This is a genomic window from Rhodanobacter sp. FDAARGOS 1247, from assembly GCF_016889805.1.
Taxonomy (GTDB): Bacteria; Pseudomonadota; Gammaproteobacteria; order Xanthomonadales; family Rhodanobacteraceae; genus Rhodanobacter.
The window spans coordinates 1,390,408-1,408,463 of the sequence record NZ_CP069535.1; the positions used below are offsets into that span (position 1 = coordinate 1,390,408).

17 protein-coding genes and 1 tRNA gene are annotated in these 18,056 nt (G+C 67.3%); 13 read left to right on the top strand and 5 right to left on the bottom strand.

Translation table 11 applies throughout. The features are described from left to right. Nucleotides 1-60: 60 nt before the first annotated feature. From I6J77_RS06245 to I6J77_RS06260, 4 genes are all read right to left on the bottom strand, one after another. Complete coding sequence (locus tag I6J77_RS06245) at nt 61-963, bottom strand: hydroxymethylglutaryl-CoA lyase (protein WP_204110962.1); 903 nt, start codon at nt 961-963, stop codon at nt 61-63. Between the two features lie 150 nt (nt 964-1,113). Beyond that, nucleotides 1,114-3,102 carry an acetyl/propionyl/methylcrotonyl-CoA carboxylase subunit alpha gene (locus tag I6J77_RS06250; protein ID WP_204110963.1) on the bottom strand — a complete coding sequence of 663 codons (1,989 nt, stop codon included), beginning with the start codon at nt 3,100-3,102 and terminating at the stop codon, nt 1,114-1,116. Between the two features lie 62 nt (nt 3,103-3,164). Next, nucleotides 3,165-3,653: a cupin domain-containing protein gene (locus I6J77_RS06255; RefSeq protein ID WP_204110964.1), complete on the bottom strand. Its 489-nt coding sequence runs from the start codon at nt 3,651-3,653 to the stop codon at nt 3,165-3,167. 27 nt (nt 3,654-3,680) lie between these two features. Then, nucleotides 3,681-4,472 carry an enoyl-CoA hydratase/isomerase family protein gene (locus I6J77_RS06260; RefSeq protein ID WP_204110965.1) on the bottom strand — a complete coding sequence of 264 codons (792 nt, stop codon included), beginning with the start codon at nt 4,470-4,472 and terminating at the stop codon, nt 3,681-3,683. A gap of 118 nt (nt 4,473-4,590) precedes the next feature. Between I6J77_RS06260 and I6J77_RS06265 the strand changes: the two genes are divergently transcribed. The 3 genes from I6J77_RS06265 to I6J77_RS06275 are packed head-to-tail and all read left to right on the top strand — an operon-like array spanning nt 4,591 to nt 6,970. Further along, nucleotides 4,591-4,836, top strand: a complete 246-nt coding sequence (locus I6J77_RS06265; RefSeq protein ID WP_007804835.1) for a FeoA family protein — start codon at nt 4,591-4,593, stop codon at nt 4,834-4,836. Further along, nucleotides 4,833-6,671: a ferrous iron transporter B gene (locus tag I6J77_RS06270; RefSeq protein WP_056713905.1), complete on the top strand. Its 1,839-nt coding sequence runs from the start codon at nt 4,833-4,835 to the stop codon at nt 6,669-6,671. Before I6J77_RS06265 ends, I6J77_RS06270 begins: the two co-directional genes overlap by 4 nt. Then, nucleotides 6,668-6,970: a DUF6587 family protein gene (locus I6J77_RS06275; protein ID WP_204110966.1), complete on the top strand. Its 303-nt coding sequence runs from the start codon at nt 6,668-6,670 to the stop codon at nt 6,968-6,970. The genes I6J77_RS06270 and I6J77_RS06275 overlap by 4 nt, the downstream gene beginning before the upstream one ends. A 188-nt stretch (nt 6,971-7,158) precedes the next feature. On the opposite strand, the gene rpsT is transcribed toward I6J77_RS06275, so the two are convergent. Beyond that, the gene (gene rpsT, locus I6J77_RS06280; protein WP_007804840.1) at nt 7,159-7,422 is read right to left on the bottom strand and encodes a 30S ribosomal protein S20; all 264 of its coding nucleotides are present in this window, start codon (nt 7,420-7,422) and stop codon (nt 7,159-7,161) included. A gap of 220 nt (nt 7,423-7,642) precedes the next feature. Between rpsT and murJ the strand changes: the two genes are divergently transcribed. The 10 genes from murJ (at nt 7,643) to I6J77_RS06330 (ending at nt 18,023) form a co-directional block, all read left to right on the top strand. Next, on the top strand, nt 7,643-9,253 hold the full coding sequence (gene murJ, locus I6J77_RS06285) for a murein biosynthesis integral membrane protein MurJ (RefSeq protein WP_204110967.1): 1,611 nt from the start codon (nt 7,643-7,645) through the stop codon (nt 9,251-9,253). Between the two features lie 106 nt (nt 9,254-9,359). Then, a complete protein-coding gene (locus I6J77_RS06290) occupies nt 9,360-10,256 on the top strand; it encodes a bifunctional riboflavin kinase/FAD synthetase (protein ID WP_239309203.1) in 897 nt (298 codons plus the stop codon). A 90-nt stretch (nt 10,257-10,346) separates the two neighbouring features. Further along, nucleotides 10,347-13,253: an isoleucine--tRNA ligase gene (gene ileS, locus I6J77_RS06295; protein ID WP_204110969.1), complete on the top strand. Its 2,907-nt coding sequence runs from the start codon at nt 10,347-10,349 to the stop codon at nt 13,251-13,253. 146 nt (nt 13,254-13,399) lie between these two features. Next, nucleotides 13,400-13,900: a signal peptidase II gene (gene lspA, locus I6J77_RS06300; protein ID WP_204110970.1), complete on the top strand. Its 501-nt coding sequence runs from the start codon at nt 13,400-13,402 to the stop codon at nt 13,898-13,900. 87 nt (nt 13,901-13,987) lie between these two features. Then, on the top strand, nt 13,988-14,947 hold the full coding sequence (gene ispH / locus I6J77_RS06305) for a 4-hydroxy-3-methylbut-2-enyl diphosphate reductase (RefSeq protein WP_204110971.1): 960 nt from the start codon (nt 13,988-13,990) through the stop codon (nt 14,945-14,947). A gap of 84 nt (nt 14,948-15,031) precedes the next feature. Next, nucleotides 15,032-15,107, top strand: a tRNA-Thr gene (locus I6J77_RS06310). 187 nt (nt 15,108-15,294) lie between these two features. Further along, nucleotides 15,295-15,882, top strand: a complete 588-nt coding sequence (locus I6J77_RS06315) for a GspH/FimT family pseudopilin (protein WP_204110972.1) — start codon at nt 15,295-15,297, stop codon at nt 15,880-15,882. Between the two features lie 23 nt (nt 15,883-15,905). Beyond that, a complete protein-coding gene (pilV, locus tag I6J77_RS06320; RefSeq protein WP_204110973.1) occupies nt 15,906-16,406 on the top strand; it encodes a type IV pilus modification protein PilV in 501 nt (166 codons plus the stop codon). An 11-nt stretch (nt 16,407-16,417) separates the two neighbouring features. After that, nucleotides 16,418-17,434: a prepilin-type N-terminal cleavage/methylation domain-containing protein gene (locus tag I6J77_RS06325; protein WP_204110974.1), complete on the top strand. Its 1,017-nt coding sequence runs from the start codon at nt 16,418-16,420 to the stop codon at nt 17,432-17,434. A gap of 1 nt (nt 17,435) precedes the next feature. Beyond that, nucleotides 17,436-18,023 carry a PilX N-terminal domain-containing pilus assembly protein gene (locus I6J77_RS06330; protein ID WP_239309204.1) on the top strand — a complete coding sequence of 196 codons (588 nt, stop codon included), beginning with the start codon at nt 17,436-17,438 and terminating at the stop codon, nt 18,021-18,023. Nucleotides 18,024-18,056 lie beyond the last annotated feature (33 nt).

The following is an 18,056-nucleotide window of genomic DNA, read 5'->3' on the forward strand; positions in this document are numbered from 1 at the left end:
GCTTCATCTCGTCGACCGAAAGCCGATGATAGTGATCGCGATAGGGATTTCGCGAGTGGCTCAGGTCACGGCCGTCCGTGCGCGGGTGACCCGGCTGGCGGTTTCCTTGTGCAGCTGTGCGGCGAGCCAGGCGCCGGTGGCGACCAGCAGGTCGAGGTCGATGCCGGTTTCCAGCCCTAAGCCGTGCAGCATGTAGACCACGTCCTCGCTGGCCACGTTGCCGGTGGCGCCCTTCGCGTACGGGCAGCCGCCGGTGCCGGAAACGGCGCTGTCGACCACGCGCACGCCTTCTTCCAGGCAGGCCAGGATGTTCGCCAGCGCCTGACCGTAGGTGTCGTGGAAATGGACGGCCAGCGCCGCCATCGGCACCTCCTGCGCCACCGCGTGCAGCATCGCGCGCGCCTTGGCCGGCGTGCCCACGCCGATGGTGTCGCCCAGCGAGATTTCATGGCAGCCCAGTTCGTGCAGGCGACGCGCCACGCGTACCACGTCGCTGACCGGCACCTCGCCCTGGTACGGGCAGCCGAGCACGGTGGAGACGTAGCCGCGCACCTGCACGCCGTCGGCGCGTGCCTGTTCCATCACAGGGATGAAACGTTCGATGGATTCGTCGATCGAGGCGTTGATGTTCTTGCGGTTGAACGCTTCGGAGGCAGCGGTGAACACGGCGATCTCGGTGGCGCCGACTTCGCGCGCACGCGCGTAGCCCTGCAGGTTCGGCACCAGCACCGGATAGCTCACGCCCGGCAGCTTGCGGATGCGGGTGAACACCTCGGCGGCGTCGGCCAGTTGCGGCACCCATTTAGGGCTGACGAAACTGGTCGCCTCGATGGTCTTGAGGCCAGTGGCAGAGAGCCGGTCGATCAGCGCGATCTTCACCTCGGCCGGCAGCAGGGTCTTCTCGTTCTGCAGGCCGTCGCGGGCGCCGACTTCGACGATGCGGACGTGGTTGGAGGTGTTCATGAAAAAGCTCCGGAGGACATCATTTCCCTTCTCCCCCTGGGAGAAGGTGCCCCGAAGGGGCGGATGAGGGTGCGGGGCCGAAATGGACTCTCTGACCTGCCCGAACCCTCACCCCAACCCCTCTCCCATTGGGAGAGGGGCTTAAAAAGCTCACTCGGCGAAGCGCACCAGCACGGCATCCGCCTCGACAAACTCGCCTTGCATGGCGTTGATGCTTTCGATGGTGCCGGCGCGCGGCGCCTTCAAGGCCAGTTCCATCTTCATCGCTTCCATCACCAGCAGTTCCTGGCCCTGTTCGACCACCTCGCCGGCCTTGGCCTTCACCAGCACGATGCGGCCCGGCATGGGCGCGATGATCTGGTTGCCGCCGGCGGCGTCGGTCGCTTCCCACGCGAAGGCGGCGGTGCGGCTGAAGCTGTAGCGCTGGCCATCGGCGTCGTGCAGCAGCACGTGGGCGGCATCGACGTGCAACGGCACGCGTTGCGACTCGTCGTCGAAGCGGGCGCTGAGGCAGTCGTCCAGCAGGCGTGCGCCGCGCACTTCGCAGGCGGCTTCGCCGCGGCGCAGCTGGTAGTCGCCGGCGTGGCCGTGGGCTTCGATGTCGTAGCGTTGTTCGCGCCAGGTCAGTGCGACGATGCGCTTGCCGGCGTGACCGATGCGCCAGGCGTCGGCGCGGGCCCAGGGCGAATGGGGATCGGACGCAGCGCCGCGGATGCTGGCCTCGTCGTGGAGCAGGGCGGCAGTGGCGGCGGCGAACAGCACGGTGTCGCCCGGCACCACGTCGCCGACCAGGAACTCTTCGAGATGGCGATCGAGATAACCGGTGTCGATGCGGCCTTCGATCACGGCGGGATGGCGCACCAGCCGTTCGAGGAAACCGATGTTGGATTTCGGGCCGATGATCTCGCTGGCGGCCAGCGCCTCGCGCATGCGCTGCAGCGCCTTCGGGCGATCCTCGTCCCACACGATCAGCTTGGCGATCATCGGATCGTAGAAGATCGTCACCGTGTCGCCTTCGATCACGCCGCCGTCGAGGCGCACGTGCTGCGAAGGACTCGGCAGGCGCAGCGTCTGCAGCTTGCCGGAGCCGGGCAGGAAGTTCTGGTCCGGGTCTTCCGCGTAGAGGCGTACCTCGATCGCGTGGCCGCGCGAAACCACGTCTTGCTGGGCCAGCGGCAGCGGTTCGCCATCGGCGATGCGCAACTGCCACTCCACCAGGTCCACGCCGTGGGTCAGCTCGGTGACCGGGTGCTCGACCTGCAGGCGGGTGTTCATTTCCATGAAGTGGAAATCGCCGGCAGGGCCGACGATGAACTCCACCGTGCCGGCGCCCACGTAGTTCACCGCGCGCGCGGCGGCCACGGCGGCCTCGCCCATGGCGGCGCGCTTTTCCGGGGTGAGGAAGGGCGAGGGCGTTTCCTCCAGCACCTTCTGGTAGCGGCGCTGCGCGGAGCATTCGCGCTCGCCCAGGTGGATGATGTTGCCGTGGCGGTCGCCAAAGATCTGGAATTCGATGTGGCGCGGATGCTCCACGTAGCGCTCCAGCAGCATCGAGGCGTCGCCGAAGGCGGCCTGCGCCACGCGCTGGGCGGTGGCAAGCGCCTCGGGGAATTCGGCGTCCGAGCGCACGATCTGCATGCCCTTGCCACCGCCGCCGGCCGAGGGCTTGATGATCAGCGGGTAACCAACCTGGTGCGCCTGTTCGGCGAGAAAGGCATTGTCCTGCTGGTCGCCGCTGTAGCCGGGCACCAGCGGCACGGCATGTTTGGCCATCAGCTGCTTGGCGGCGGCTTTCGAACCCATCGCGTCGATGCTTTCGGGATCGGGGCCGATGAACACGATGCCGGCGTCCTTGCAGGCGCGCGAGAACGCGGTGTTCTCCGACAGGAAGCCGTAGCCGGGGTGGATCGCCTGCGCGCCGCTCTTTTTCGCGGCGTCGAGGATCGCGTCGATGCGCAGGTAGGAATCAGCCGGCAACGGACCGCCGATCGGCCAGGCCTCGTCGGCCAGCCGCACGTGCTGCGCGTCCTTGTCCGCCTCCGAATACACCGCGACGGTGTGGATGCCCAGCCGCCGGCAGGTGCGGATCACGCGGCAGGCGATCTCGCCACGGTTGGCGATCAGTACGCGTTCGAACATGTGGACTCCTTGGCTGGGGCAAAGCCCCGGAAACTTAGCAGATGCGCGGTGCGGCAAGGGCGCTATTCGCCTTCCCAGTAGTCGTGCGCGTCGCCGGGCACGCCGATGTGGCGGAAAGCCCGGGGCTCGCCGGCGACGAAGGCGCCGAACTTGCCCGAGTCGGGGTATTCGCATATCTCCAGCGGTTCCATCGTGCTCACCGCCAGGTAGCGCAGCTCGGTGGTGCCGGTGTTGATGATCTGGTGCGCGGTTTCCGGTCCGCCCGGCGGGCAGGCCACCACGTCACCCGCGCGCAGCGGGTAGCGCGCGTCGCCGTGGCGCAGTTCACCGCTGCCCTCGAGGATGAAGAACATCTCCTCGTCGTTGCGGTGGCTGTGGAACGGGCAGGCGCGCTTGCCGGGCGCCACCACGGTGAGCCGGTAACCCAACTTCCGGGCGCCGATGTGGCGGGCGATTTCGCCCTTGCGCAAGTCGTAGCGCGTGGCGATGTCGCCCTGCAGCGCGACGGCCTGGACGACGACTTCATCGATGTTGAGCACGGGTCTGGTCATGTGGATTCCTGGCGGGGCGTCGGCGAGTCAGCCGATGGTCCAAGCCGGTGCGCGCTTGTCGAGGAAGGCGCCGAGTCCGTGCTGGCCTTCGGGCGAGACGCGCAGGCGGGCGATCAGCGCGGCGTTTTCGGTATCGATGCGTTCGGCTTCGGCCGGATCGGCGCCGCCGATGCGCAGGGCCAGCCGCTTGGCCTCGCGCTGGGCCAGCGGACCAGCCTTGGCCAGGAAATGCAGCTGGCGTTCGATCGCCTCGTCCAGTTCGCTGCCGGTCGACACCGCATGCAGCAGGCCGATCCGGTGCGCCTCGGCGGCGTCGAAGACCTCGCCGCTGACGAACAGCCGGCGTGCCTCGCGCAGGCCGATCGCGGCGATCACGTAGGGCGAGATCACCGCCGGCACCAGGCCCAGCTTCACTTCGGACAGCGCGAACTTGGCGGTGTCCACGCCGATCGCGATGTCGCAGCAGGCGACCAGGCCCACGCCGCCGCCATACGCGGCGCCGTTGACCCGCGCGATGGTCGGCTTGGACAGGAACTGCAGGTTGCGCATCAGCCGCGCCAGGCGCAGCGAATCTTCGCGGTTTTCCTGTTCGCTGGCGCCGGCCATGCCGCGCATCCAGTTCAGGTCGGCGCCGGCGGAGAAGCAGCTGCCGTTGCCGGTCAGCACCACCGCGCGCACGGCCGGATCGGCATCGGCCTGGGCCAGCGCCTCGGTTAGCGCGGCGATCAGGGCGTCGTCGAACGCGTTGTGGATCTGCGGGCGGTTCAGCGTGAGCCAGGCGACCGCGCCGCGGCGTTCGCTGAGGATGGAATCGGTCATCAGGTCGTCCCCGCAAATAACGCGATGATAAACGTTGTCGCAGGGGTGGCCCGGGGTGCTGCAGCCATATCGACAAAAGGACTACAATGCGAATTGTTCTTATTTGAGATTTTCGCCCGTGCGTCTGTCCGAATTGCCCAAGGGTGCCCCCGCCGTGGTCGACCGCGTGCACGATGCGCATGCGGCCGATCCGATCGCGCAGCGCTTGCGCGACCTTGGCTTTGTCGACGGCGAGCCGGTGCGGGTGGTGGCGGTGGGGCCGATGGGCGGCGATCCGGTGCTGATCCAGATCGGCTTCACCCGCTTCGCGCTGCGCAAGGCCGAGGCCAGCCGGGTCAGCGTGCGCAGCGAGGCGGCGGCATGAGCGCGTCGACCCTGCGCATTGCCCTGGTCGGCAATCCCAACTGCGGCAAGACGGCCTTGTTCAACCTGCTCACCGGTGGCCGGCAGAAGGTGGCGAACTATGCCGGCGTCACCGTGGAGCGCAAGGAAGGCCGCTTCGCCGCGCCGTCCGGCCGGGTGCTGCAGATCCTGGATCTGCCGGGCACCTACAGCCTGGACGCGAACAGCCCGGACGAAATGATCACCCGCGATGTCTGCGCCGGCAATTATCCGGGCGAGGCGGTGCCGGACCTGATCGTCTGCGTGGCCGACGCCACCAACCTGCGCCTGCACCTGCGCTTCGTGCTGGAGGTGAAGCGCCTCGGCCGGCCGGTGGTGCTGGCGCTGAACATGATGGACACCGCCCGCCAGCGCGGCATCGTGATCGACGTGCCCGAATTGCAGCGTCGGCTGGGCCTGCCAGTGGTCGAAACGGTCGCGGTGAAGCGCGGCGGCGCGCAGGCGCTGATCGAGCGTGTCGATGGCGAGGTTCCCGCGGCCGCGCCGGTGCAGCCCGATGACGCGGCCAGCCGCGCCGACCTGCATGCGCAGGTGCGCGAACTGCTGGCGGCCACGGTGACCATGCCGCGCGCTACCGCCGCGATCGACGACACGCTGGACCGCTGGGCGCTGCATCCGGTGTTCGGCCTGGCGATCCTCGCGGTGGTGATGTTCCTGGTGTTCCAGGCGGTGTACTCGATCGGCAAGCCGATGACCGACGCGATCGCCGACGGCTTCGACTGGATGGGCGGACACGCCGCCACCCTGATGCCGGCCGGGCCGCTGCAAAGCCTGGTCACCGACGGCCTGTTCGGCGGCCTGGGCACGGTGCTGGGTTTCCTGCCAGAAATCCTGGTGCTGTTCCTGTTCATCATCGTGCTGGAGGAGTCGGGCTACCTGCCGCGGGCCGCGTTCCTGCTGGATCGGCTGATGCTGTCGGTGGGGCTGACCGGACGCTCGTTCATCCCGCTGCTATCCAGCTTCGCCTGCGCGATCCCCGGCATCATGGGCACGCGCAGCATCACCGATCCGCGCGACCGGCTCACCACCATCCTGATCGCGCCGTTGATGACGTGTTCGGCGCGGCTGCCGGTGTATGCGCTGCTGATCGGCGCGTTCATCCCGATCCGCTACGTGTTCGGCGTGTTCAACCTGCAGGGCGTGGTGCTGTTCGCGTTGTACCTGGCCGGCATCCTTGGCGCGATGCTGGTCGGCTGGGTGATGAAGCACATCCGCCGCGACAAGAGCGAGCACGCGCTGATGATGGAGCTGCCCTCGTACCGCGTGCCCAAGCTGCGCGACGTGGCGATCGGCCTGTACGAGCGCGGCATGATCTTCCTGAAGCGGCTGACCGGCGTGATCCTTGGCCTGACCGTGCTGATGTGGTTCCTGTCGACCTTCCCCGGTGCGCCCGAAGGCGCCACCCGGCCGGCGATCGAATACAGCTTCGCCGGTTACATCGGGCGCGGCCTGCAGTACATCTTCGCGCCGATCGGCTTCAACTGGCAGATCAGCCTGGCGCTGATCCCGGCGTTCGCCGCCCGCGAGACGGCGGTGGCGGCGCTGGCCACGGTCTATCTGGTCGGCGGCGAAGCGGCCGGCGGGCTGGGTCATGCGCTGGCCGGGCAGATCTCGCTGGCCAGCGCGCTGTCGCTGCTGGTGTGGTTCGCGTACGCGCCGCAATGCATGTCCACGCTGGCGATCATCAAGCGCGAGACCGATTCCTGGCGCAACGTGGCGATCTCGTTCGGCTACATGTTCGTGATGGCCTACGCCGCGTCGTTCATCGTCTACCAGGTGGCGAGGGTGCTCGCATGAGCACGAGTTTGCTGCTGCAGTACATGGTGATCGGCCTGGCCGTGCTGGCCAGTGTGTGGATCGTGCTGCGCAAGCTGGCCCGGAAGACGACCAACCGCTGGATGGCCGCCGCGTCGATCCACTTCAGCCAGCCCGGCCGCAGCGCCCTGGCACGGGCGTTCGGCCGCCGCCTGCAGCCAACCGAAGCCACCGGCGATTGCAGCGATGGTTGTAGCACCTGCGGCGCCTGCGGGCCGAAACCGCCGGCCGCGGCGCGTCCCGGCGAGCCGATGCCGCTGGAGTTTCGTCCGCGGCAGTGACGCGTTTGGCGTCTTGCTCCCTCCCCTGCGAGCAGGGGAAGGTCGGGGTGGGGTCGCTCTTCGCCAAAGTCAAAAGCGCCCCCCTCCCAACCTCCCCCTGCGCGCAGGGGGAGGAGCCAACACTCGGGACCGGGCACGAAAAAGCCGGCTTGCGCCGGCTTCTCGTGCAACGTGGATCGCGCCCCGGCTTACGCCAGTTCGCGGATCTTCGCGTTGAGGCGGCTCTTGTGGCGGGCGGCCTTGTTCTTGTGGATCAGGCCGCGGGCGGCGTAGCGATCCATCACCGGCTGGGCGGCGGTGAAGGCGGCAACGGCGGCTGCCTTGTCCTTGGCCTCGATGGCCTTGACGACCTTCTTCAGGGCGGTGCGGACCATGGAACGTGCGCTGATGTTGCGCAGGCGGCGCTGTTCGGACTGGCGCGCGCGCTTCTTCGCGGACTTGATGTTGGCCAAGGTAGAACTCCGGAATGCAGGGTTGAGGTTGGAAAAAGACGCCAATTATGCGGGCGATTCGCCGATGCGTCAATCATTTACGCCGCCGGAATGGGCCGGCGGGGGCGTGTCGCCATCGGGGTGTCGCCATTCTGCCATATCCGGGCTGTCATCCGGCCCGCACGGGCTGTCAGACTGTGCGCCCTGCGCGATCGGCGCCCCAGGCAGAAACCAGGCACTCATGAAGTCACCCAGCATGCTCCGCGGACTGCTCTCGTTCAGCAGCATGACGATGATTTCGCGGGTACTGGGCCTGATGCGCGACATCTCGATGAGCCACGTGTTCGGCGCCACGGTCGCCACCGACGCGTTCGTGGTGGCGTTCCGCATCCCCAACTTCATGCGCCGGCTGTTCGCCGAAGGGTCGTTCTCCACCGCCTTCGTGCCGGTCTTCACCGAGGTGAAGGAAACCGGCAGTCACGATGACCTGAAGCGACTGATGGCGACCGTGGCCGGCACCCTGGGCGGCGTGCTGCTGGTGGTGACGGCGCTGGGGCTGATCTTCGCGCCGCAGCTTGCCACCGCCTTCATCCCCGGCGCGCTGGACCAGCCGCACAAGTTCGACCTGACCACCGAGCTGGTGCGCTGGATGTTCCCGTTCCTGCTGTTCGTGTCGCTGACCGCACTGGCCGGCGGTGCGCTGAACAGCTTCCATCGCTTCGCGATGCCGGCGCTGGCGCCGGTCATCCTCAATGTCTGCATGATCGTGGCGGCGCTGTGGATCGCGCCGCACCTGCATGTGCCGATCCTGGCGATGGGCTGGGCGGTGCTGCTGGCCGGCGTGCTGCAGTTGCTGTTCCTGCTGCCGGCCCTGCGCCAGCTGGACCTGCTGGTGCTGCCGCGCTGGGGCTGGCGCCATCCGCAGGTCAGGAAAATCATGCGGCTGATGGTGCCCACGCTGTTCGGCTCGTCGGTGGCCCAGATCAACCTGCTGCTGGACACCATCGTGGTGTCGCTGCTGGTGACCGGGTCGCAGACCTGGCTGTGGCAGTCGACGCGCTTCCTCGAACTGCCGCTGGGCGTGTTCGGCGTCGCGCTGGGCACGGTGATCCTGCCGTCGCTGTCGCGTCACCACGTGGGCACCGATCGGGCCGGATTTTCGAAGGCGCTGGACTGGGGGCTGCGCATCACGCTGCTGATCGCGGTGCCGGCGGCGATCGCGCTGGCGCTGCTGGCCGAACCGCTGGTGGCCACGCTGTTCCAGAACGGCCAGTACACCGCCTTCGACACCCGCATGACCGCCGCCGCCGTGCTGGCGCTCAGCTGCGGTCTGCCGGCCTATGCGCTGGTCAAGGTGGTGCTGCCGGCGTTCTATGCGCGCCAGGACACCCGCACGCCGGTGAAGGCGGGCGTGGCCTCGCTGGTGATCAACATGATCTTCAACGGCTTGCTGATCGCGTTGTTCTTCGAGCTGTGGGCACCGGCATCGGTGAAGCAGGGCAGCTGGCTGGACGGCATCGCCCAGGTGCCCGGCCTGCACGTGGGCCTGGCGCTGGCCAGTGCGCTGGCCAGCTACGTGAACTTCATGCTGCTGTGGCGCTGGCTCAAGCGCGCCGGCGTGTACCAGCGGCAGCCCGGCTGGGCGCGGCACTGGCTGCGGTTGGGCTCGTCCTGCCTGGCGATGGCTGCCGTGCTGCTGCTGGGCCGCTGGCTGTGGCCGGAATGGGTGCACGGCGTTTCGGTGGCCACCCGGCTGTGGCGCCTGGCCGTGCTGGTGGTCGCGGGGGCGGGCACTTATGTCGCGGTGCTGTTTGCCGGCGGCTTCCGCCTGCGCGATCTGCGCGGGGCGTGAGCCGCGCCTGCGCGATTATCGGCGGGCGTCCGGCCGTTATACTCAGGCGATGATGAAACTTTCCAGGGATGTCGCGGGCCCTTGCCTGACGCCGCGCGGCAGTGTGATGGTGGTCGGCGCATTCGATGGCCTGCACCGTGGCCACCAGGCCTTGCTGGCGCAGGTGCGCGAACGTGCCCAGGCGCTTGGCTGCAGCCCCGTGGTGGTGAGCTTCGAGCCGCTGCCCCGGGCGTTCTTCTCGCCCGAACCGGTGCCGCGGCTGTCCAGCGTGCGCGAAAAACTGCGCGGCTTTGCCGCCGCCGGCCTGGAACAGGCCCTGCTGCTGCGCTTCAACCGGGCGCTGACCGCGATGTCGGCCGAGGATTTCGTGCGGCGGGTGCTGGTCGAGCGCCTGGCTGCGCGCGAGGTCTGGGTGGGTGGCGACTTCCGCTTCGGCCACAAGCGCGGCGGCGACGTGGCCTTGCTGGAGCGCATGGGCGCCGAACTGGGCTTCAGCGCCTGCACCATGCCGGTGATCCAACTGGAGGGCGAACGGGTTTCGGCCAGCCGCGTGCGCGCCCTGCTGGCCGCGGGCGATTTCACCGGCGCCGAGCCACTGCTGGGCCGTCCGTTCGTGATCGACGGCAAGGTCGAATACGGCAACCAGCTTGGCCGCACGCTGGGCTATCCCACCGCCAACATCCACCTGCAACAGCGGGTCAGCCCGATCCAGGGCATCTTCGCGGTGCGCGTGGGTCTGGGCGAGAGCGAGTGCAGCTGGCCCGGCGTGGCCAGCCTCGGCGTGCGCCCCACGGTGAACCAGGTCAGCCAGCCGCTGCTGGAAGTGCACCTGTTCGACTTCGACGGCGACCTGTACGGCCAGCGCATGGCGGTGGAGTTCGTGGCCAAACTGCGCGACGAGCAGAAGTTCGACGGGCTGGAACCGCTGAAGGCGCAGATGGCGCTGGACTCACGGCGGGCGCGCGAGCTGCTGGGCATGAACCCGCGGCTGGTCGATGCGTGAGACGGCTTCCGGCAGGCGCAGGTATCGTTTAACTTTGAACTCTTTGTCCGCGCTGGCGGACGGCAACGCTTCCATTACGGCACCCAGGCAATGACCCACGATTACAAGAGCACGATCAACCTGCCGCAGACGGACTTTCCGATGCGCGGCGATTTGCCGAAACGCGAGCCGGGCTGGCTGGCGGAGTGGGAGCGGGTGGGGCGCTATGCGCAGATCCAGCAGAAGACCGCGCACCGCGACAGCGTGTTCGTGCTGCATGACGGCCCGCCGTACGCGAACGGCCCGATCCACATCGGCCATGCGGTGAACAAGATCCTCAAGGACATCGTGGTCAAGTCCAAGCTGCTGGCCGGCCAGCGCGCGCCTTACGTGCCGGGCTGGGACTGCCACGGCCTGCCGATCGAGATCGCGGTGGAGAAGAAGTTCGGCAAGCCGGGCGACAAGCTCGACGCGGCGGCGTTCCGGCAGAAGTGCCGCGAATACGCCGCCGAGCAGGTCGACACCCAGCGCAACGACTTCAAGCGCCTGGGCGTGCTGGGCGACTGGGACCACCCGTACCGCTCGATGGATTTTCGCTTCGAGGCCGACATGCTGCGCGCGCTGGCGCGGATCGTTTCCAACGGCCACGTGCTGCGCGGCGCCAAGCCGGTGTACTGGTGCTTCGACTGCGCCTCGGCGCTGGCCGAGGCGGAGATCGAATACGCCGACAAGGTCTCGCCCGCCGTCGACGTCGCCTATGACGCGCTGGATGCGAAGGCGCTGGCGAAGAAGTTCGGCGTGGATGCGGGCGACGCCATCGTGGCCATCCCGATCTGGACCACCACGCCGTGGACGCTGCCGGAAAGCCAGGCGGTGTCGCTGGGCGCCGGGCTGGAATACGCGCTGATCGAGGGCCCGCAACGCGATGGCCGGCGCGTGCTGCTGGTGGTCGCCAGTGCGCTGGCCGACAAGGCCGCGCAGCGCTACAACATCTCCCTTCCCCCGCAGGCGGGGGAAGGTGCCCGAAGGGCGGATGGGGGCGCTCTTCATGTACTGGGCCATGCCGAAGGCAAGGCGCTGGAAGGCTTCAAGCTGCAACACCCGTTCTACCCGCGCGAAGTGCCGGTGATCCTGGGCGACCACGTGTCGGCCGACGACGGCACCGGCGCCGTGCACACCTCGCCCGATCACGGCGTGGAGGATTTCGTGGTGGCCCGCGAGTACGGCATCGGCCTGCTCAACTACATCGAACCGCGCGGCACCTATCGCATCGACACACCGCAAGCGGACAGCCTCGCGCTGGGCGGCATGCACATCTGGAAGGCCAACGAGGCGCTGGTCGACCTGCTGCGCCAGCGTGGCGTGTTGCTGGCGTTCTCGAAGATCGAGCACAGCTACCCGCACTGCTGGCGGCACAAGACGCCGGTGATCTACCGCACCACGCCGCAGTGGTTCATCTCGATGGAGCAGCAGGACCTGCGCCAGACGGCGCTCACCTCGATCAAGTCCGTGCGCTGGGTGCCGGGCTGGGGCGAGGAGCGCATCGCCGGCATGGTCGCCGGGCGGCCGGACTGGTGCATCTCGCGCCAGCGCACCTGGGGCGTGCCGATCGCGCTGTTCGTGCACAAGGCGACGCAGGAAGCGCATCCGCATTCGGTCGAATTGCTGGAGCAGGTCGCGCAGAAGGTGGAGCAGGGCGGCATCGATGCCTGGTTCACCCTGGATGCGGCCGAGCTGCTTGGCGACGACGCGCAGGATTACGAGAAAGTCACCGACGTGCTCGATGTCTGGTTCGACTCCGGCGTCACCCACTACACCGTGATCGACCAGCGTCCCGAACTGCAGCAGGGCGCGGCCACGCATTACAAGGTGATGTACCTGGAAGGTTCCGACCAGCATCGCGGCTGGTTCCAGTCGTCGCTGCTGACCTCGGCGGCGATCCACGGCCGCGCGCCCTACAACGAAGTGCTGACCCATGGCTTCGCGGTCGACGCGAACGGCCGCAAGATGTCCAAGTCGCTGGGCAACGTGGTGGCACCGCAGAAGGTGATGGACACGCTGGGCGCCGACGTGCTGCGCCTGTGGGTGGCCTCGGCCGATTACCGCAACGAGATGACCGTCTCCGACGAGATCCTGAAGCGCGTGTCGGACAGCTACCGGCGCATCCGCAACACCGCGCGTTTCCTGCTCGGCAACCTCGACGGTTTCGATCCGGCCACGCACCTGCTGCCGGTGGCGGACAGCCTGCTGCTCGACCAGTGGGCCGTGCAGCAGGCGCATGACGTGCAGCAGGCGGTGACCGCCGCGTACGAGCGCAACGACTATCCAGACGTCATCGCGCGCATCCAGAACTTCTGCACCAACGAACTGGGCGCGCTGTACCTGGACATCACCAAGGACCGGCTCTACACCATGCCCACCGACAGCCGCGGTCGGCGCAGCGCGCAAGGCGCGATGTACCGCATCGCCGAGGCGCTGGTGCGCTGGCTGGCACCGGTGCTGAGCTTCACCGCCGAGGAAATCTGGCAGCAGTTGCCGGGCGAGCGCGGTGACAGCGTGCTGTTCGAAACCTGGTACGACGGCCTGAGCGCGGCCCAGGCTTCGCCGGAACAGCGGCGCTGGTGGACCGACCTGCTTGCGATCCGCGATGCGTCCTCGCGCGTGCTCGAAGGCATGCGCAAGGCCGAGCGGATCGGCGCGGCGCTGGAGGCGAAGCTGGTGGTCCACGCCGACGGGGCGCTTTCGACCCGCTACGCCGAGGCCGCCGACGAGCTGCGCTTCTTCTTCATCACCTCCGACTTCACCCTGGCCCCGCTCGCCCCGCGTGCGGACGACGCGGTGAAGGTGGAGCTGGATGGCGCCGAAGCCTGGGTTTCCGCCAGCGTCAGCGGCGCAGCCAAATGCGTACGCTGCTGGCACCGCCGCGACGACGTGGGTAGCCACGCCGCGCATCCCGAATTGTGCGACCGCTGCATCAGCAACATCGAAGGGCCGGGCGAGGATCGCCGCTGGTTCTGATTTGCGCTGTGCCCCCTCCCCTGCGCAGCAGGGGAGGGCCGGGGTGGGGTCGCTCTTGATCTGAATCTCGCAAGATCAAAAGCACCCCCTTCCAACCTCCCCCTGCGTTGCAGGGGGAGGAGCCATTCCCAATCGAGTTTCCGTTCATGATCAGCCAACGCAACGCACTTCCCTGGCTCTGGCTCTCCGCGCTTGTCATCGCGCTCGACCAGCTCAGCAAATGGTGGGCGCTGCACGCGCTGCAGCCGATGGGCGTGCCGCACCCGGTGATTCCCGGTTTCCTCAACTGGACGCTGGCCTTCAACAAGGGCGCCGCCTTCAGCTTCCTGGCCAGCGGTGCGGGCTGGCAGCGCTGGTTCTTCGTGGCGCTGGCGCTGGTGATCAGCGCGGTGCTGGTGACCTGGCTGGCGCGCACGCCGCGCCGCGACTGGCGCACCAGCCTGCCGCTGGCGCTGATCGTGGGCGGTGCGATCGGCAACCTGATCGACCGGCTGCATGCCGCGCAGGTCACCGACTTCATCCACGTGTACTTCCGCCAGTGGGATTACCCGGTGTTCAACCTGGCCGATTGCGGCATCACGGTCGGCGCGGTGATGCTGGTCGTGTTCGGCCTGTTCGCCGGCAAGCCGGCGGACGGCGTGCGATAATTCGCCGCTGCAGCCTTTCGCATCTGCGAAGCGCACTCCTCCATCTCCCCATGCTGCGCAGGGGGAGGGACAAGGTCACGAGTTCCCATGGATATCCTGCTTGCCAACCCCCGCGGCTTCTGCGCCGGCGTCGATCGCGCCATTGCCATCGTCGAGCGCGCGCTGGAATCGTACGGTGCGCCGATCTATGTCCGGCATGAAGTGGTGCACAACCGTTACGTGGTCGACAAGCTGCATGCCGACGGCGCGGTGTTCGTCGAGGAGCTGCACGAAGTGCCCGATGGCGCCACGGTGATCTTCAGCGCGCACGGCGTGTCGCAGGCGGTGCGCGAGGAGGCCGATCAGCGGCACCTGAAAGTGTTCGACGCCACCTGTCCGCTGGTCACCAAGGTGCACATGGAAGTGGCGCGGCTGGGTCGCATCGGTCGCAGCGTGGTGCTGATCGGCCACGCCGGGCATCCGGAAGTGGAAGGGACGATGGGGCAGTGGAATCCGGCCAACAGCGGCGAGATCCTGCTGGTCGAGTCGCTGGAAGACGTCGCCACGCTGGCGCCCGCGTTCCCACAGCTGTTGTCCTACGTCACCCAGACCACGCTGTCGGTGGACGACACCAAGGCGATCATCGAAGCCCTGCGGCTGAAGTTTCCCGACATCGAAGGGCCGCGCAAGGACGACATCTGCTACGCCACGCAGAACCGCCAGGACGCCGTGCGTCGGCTGGCCGACGCGGTCGACCTGATGCTGGTGGTCGGCTCGGTCAACAGCTCCAACTCCAACCGCTTGCGCGAGCTGGCCGAGAAGCAGGGCGTTCGTTCGTTCCTGATCGACGGCGCCGAACACATCGAGCGCAGCTGGCTGGATGGCGTGAGCCGCATCGGCCTCACCGCCGGCGCCTCCGCGCCAGAGAAGCTGGTGCGCGACGTGATTGCCCGCCTGCAGTCGTGGGGCGCCGGCGCGGTGCGCGAGCTGGACGGCGAACCGGAAAACATCACCTTCGCCCTGCCCAAGGAACTGCGCGTGGTCGGCGACAACAGCTCCAGCCTCTGACTGGCGGCGCGTGCGGCCCGTAGGGCGCTCACCGCCTGCCGCTTGCGCCACCCCGCCGCGACAACGTAAAATCCGCGGCTCTTTGCCGGAATAGCTCAGTTGGTAGAGCGGCGCATTCGTAATGCGTAGGTCGCAGGTTCGACTCCTGTTTCCGGCACCAGAACTCCAAAGGCCCGCGCAAGCGGGCCTTTGCTTTTCCGGAGCGGGCCCCGCCGCCCGTGATCCCCGTCACCCTTTCCGGCGCGCCGGCGGCCGCTTGTCGGCCAATCCCTACCGCTGGTCGGCTGGGGGCTGGCTGGCGCGGGCGGCATGGGTACAGTGCGCTCAGGGGTATCAGGGAGAATTCCATGCAAGTCTTGTCGTGTCAGCGAGCCGTCTCGCTGGTCGCATCGCCCGGGTCGGCGCGCCGCACACAGCGCGGCTTCACGCTGGTCGAGCTGATGATCACGCTCACCATCGCCGTGGTGCTGCTGATGATCGCGGTGCCGAGCTTCAAGAATCTGACCTTGTCGAACAAGCTCACCACGAGCGCCAACGACATCGTCCACGCAATCAGCGTGGCGCGCATGGAGGCGATCAAGCGCAACTCCAGCACGCAGCTTTGCAGCGATTCGTCCAGCGCGAACTCGAGCACTGACCTGGGCAAGGCATGTGGCACTGAGACCGGCGCGGTGTGGGCAATGAGTGGTACCGGGGTCAGCCAGGTACTGGCGGGTGCTCCGGGCCTGGTCGCGCCGCTTCAGCTGAAGGGCAACGCGACGGCTTTGAGCTTCACCGCGCAAGGGCTGGCGCGCAAGGTCGGCACCACCACCCTCTATGAAGGCACCGTGGCGGATATCTGCACCAGCCAGATGACCAGCAGCAATCATCGGGTGATCACGATGACGGCCGGTTCGATTCTCGCCACCACCACTACCTCGGGAACTTGCCCCTAGTGATGAACATGACGACTGATTTCATGCCCAACCGTCCGGCGCGGAAGTCCGCGGCCGGCAAGCGCTCCCTGCAATCCGGTGTCGGCCTGATCGAGGTGCTGGTCGCCGTGCTGGTGCTCTCCATCGCCTTCCTCGGCATCGCCGCCCTGCAGGCGATGTCGCTGTCCACCAACAACAGCGCCATGGCGCGCTCCATGGCGACGATCTCCAGCTATTCGATCCTCGATGCCATGCGGGCGGACATGGCGGCAGCTCAAAGTGGCAGCTACAACCGCACCGGTACGTCAGCGGTGAAGGCCAGTGCCTGTCCCGCAGGGACGGGTTCGCTGGCCAACTACCAGATCAGCCAGTGGTGCGGTCAGCTGGGCAAGGCCTTGGGCACGGCTGACACGACCAAGGGCGACATCAGTTGCACTGCGGTGGACAAGAGCGCGAACTGCACCGTCACCATCAGTTTCGACGACAGCCGCGCCGGAGTCGGTGGCAGCAACGTGCAGCAAGTCATCACCAGGGCCATGCTATGAGCCGCAACCCCATGTTCAAACGCGACTACGGCCGGTCCCTTCGATCGTCACAGGGTTTCACCCTGATCGAACTGATGGTGGCCATGCTGCTGGGCCTGATCGTGATCGGCGGCGTGGTCAGCGTGTTCATCGCCAACCAGCGCACCTATCGCACCAATCAGGCGCTCGGTGACGTGCAGGATGGTTCGCGCACGGCGTTCGAGATGATGGCGCGCGACATCCGCGATGCCGGGCTCAACGGCTGCAACAACAATGGTCGCGTGGCCAATGTTCTCAACGCTCGTCCTGGTGGTACTGCAACGGCGCAATGGTGGGCGAACTGGGACAACGCGCTGATCGGTTACGACCACAGCCAGACCGACGCAGCCGTGGCCAACGGCACGGCGGAGAAGGCGAGGGTGAACGGCACCGATTCGCTGATGCTGCTAAGGGCGGAAGGCTCCGGCGTCACCGTGAAGCTCAATACCGAACCGGCGGCCACGTTCACCATCAACGAATCCAGTTCGGATTTGCAGGCGGGTGACGTGATCATGGTGTGCGACCCGGATCATGCCGCCTTGGTGCAGATCACTTCCCTGGCCAGCGGCACCATCACCCACGCTGCCAGCGGATCGCCGGGCAACTGCAACACCGACTTGAGCTTCCCCACGGTGTGCTCCAGCACCAGCAGCTATGTGTTCACTCCCAACGCGCAGATCAGCAAGCTGGCTGCAGTCGACTGGTATGTCGGCGTGAATCCGTTGGGTGGCAGTTCCTTGTACCGCATCGGACTGGAGAACGTTGCCGGCGTCCCCACCCCGAAAGCCCAGGAAATGGTTCGTGACGTCACCGGCATGACGCTCGCTTATCACCAGTCCGGCAACGCCACTTTCGTCCCCGCTTCCACGGCCGGCATCAACTGGGCCCTGGTCGACGCCGTGCGGGTAACCCTCACCCTGGAAAGCGTCGACAAGAAATCCGGTACCGACGCCAAGCCGATCTCGCGAACCTTCACCGCCACCACCACCGTACGCAACCGGGTGATCTGACATGAAACCTGCCCGTTTTTCCGGCCTTTCTGTTTCTGCCCGGCACCAGCACGGCGTGGCCCTGGTGGTGGCACTGCTGCTGCTGATCGTGATCACCCTGGTCGGCCTGGCCGCGGTGCGCGGCACGATCATGCAGCAGCGCATGGCGTCCAACCAGTTCGATCGGCAGATCGCCTTCCAGAGCGCGGAGGCAGCGATGCGTGCCGCGCAGGCATTGGTAGCTACCAATCCGGGCGACATTGCGCGCAACTGCCAGGCCGGTGGCGTGTATTGCCAGGGCAACCCGTTCGATGATCCGAACCTGGATCAGACCAAGATCATCACCGTCCCTTCGGGTACGGCCGCCGGCCAGTTCGCCAAGAGCAGCCTGGCGGTCAGCCAGCCGCAATACGTGATCGAGAACATGGGCAACTGGTACGACCCCAGTACCAGCACCGGGTACGGGCAGAGCGCCAATGCGCACAACTATGGCGCCCAGGGAACGTCCACCACCTCGGTGTACTACCGCGTGACCGCGCGCAGCGGCAATCCCGCGACGGTTGGTGATCGTGCCGTGGTGACCTTGCAGTCCATGATCAAGCGGGGCTGACCTGCCGTTTCACCTTGACCCGGCGCATGGGCC

What these genes read in the sequence shown, in the direction of transcription:
- I6J77_RS06245 (WP_204110962.1), bottom strand. Translation starts at nt 963, where the DNA reads ATGAACACCTCCAACCACGTCCGCATCGTCGAAGTCGGCGCCCGCGAC.
- I6J77_RS06250 (WP_204110963.1), bottom strand. Translation starts at nt 3,102, where the DNA reads ATGTTCGAACGCGTACTGATCGCCAACCGTGGCGAGATCGCCTGCCGC.
- I6J77_RS06255 (WP_204110964.1), bottom strand. Translation starts at nt 3,653, where the DNA reads ATGACCAGACCCGTGCTCAACATCGATGAAGTCGTCGTCCAGGCCGTC.
- I6J77_RS06260 (WP_204110965.1), bottom strand. Translation starts at nt 4,472, where the DNA reads ATGACCGATTCCATCCTCAGCGAACGCCGCGGCGCGGTCGCCTGGCTC.
- I6J77_RS06270 (WP_056713905.1), top strand. Translation starts at nt 4,833, where the DNA reads ATGAGCGCGTCGACCCTGCGCATTGCCCTGGTCGGCAATCCCAACTGC.
- I6J77_RS06275 (WP_204110966.1), top strand. Translation starts at nt 6,668, where the DNA reads ATGAGCACGAGTTTGCTGCTGCAGTACATGGTGATCGGCCTGGCCGTG.
- murJ (WP_204110967.1), top strand. Translation starts at nt 7,643, where the DNA reads ATGAAGTCACCCAGCATGCTCCGCGGACTGCTCTCGTTCAGCAGCATG.
- I6J77_RS06290 (WP_239309203.1), top strand. Translation starts at nt 9,360, where the DNA reads ATGGTGGTCGGCGCATTCGATGGCCTGCACCGTGGCCACCAGGCCTTG.
- ileS (WP_204110969.1), top strand. Translation starts at nt 10,347, where the DNA reads ATGACCCACGATTACAAGAGCACGATCAACCTGCCGCAGACGGACTTT.
- lspA (WP_204110970.1), top strand. Translation starts at nt 13,400, where the DNA reads ATGATCAGCCAACGCAACGCACTTCCCTGGCTCTGGCTCTCCGCGCTT.
- ispH (WP_204110971.1), top strand. Translation starts at nt 13,988, where the DNA reads ATGGATATCCTGCTTGCCAACCCCCGCGGCTTCTGCGCCGGCGTCGAT.
- I6J77_RS06315 (WP_204110972.1), top strand. Translation starts at nt 15,295, where the DNA reads ATGCAAGTCTTGTCGTGTCAGCGAGCCGTCTCGCTGGTCGCATCGCCC.
- pilV (WP_204110973.1), top strand. Translation starts at nt 15,906, where the DNA reads ATGCCCAACCGTCCGGCGCGGAAGTCCGCGGCCGGCAAGCGCTCCCTG.
- I6J77_RS06325 (WP_204110974.1), top strand. Translation starts at nt 16,418, where the DNA reads ATGTTCAAACGCGACTACGGCCGGTCCCTTCGATCGTCACAGGGTTTC.
- I6J77_RS06330 (WP_239309204.1), top strand. Translation starts at nt 17,436, where the DNA reads ATGAAACCTGCCCGTTTTTCCGGCCTTTCTGTTTCTGCCCGGCACCAG.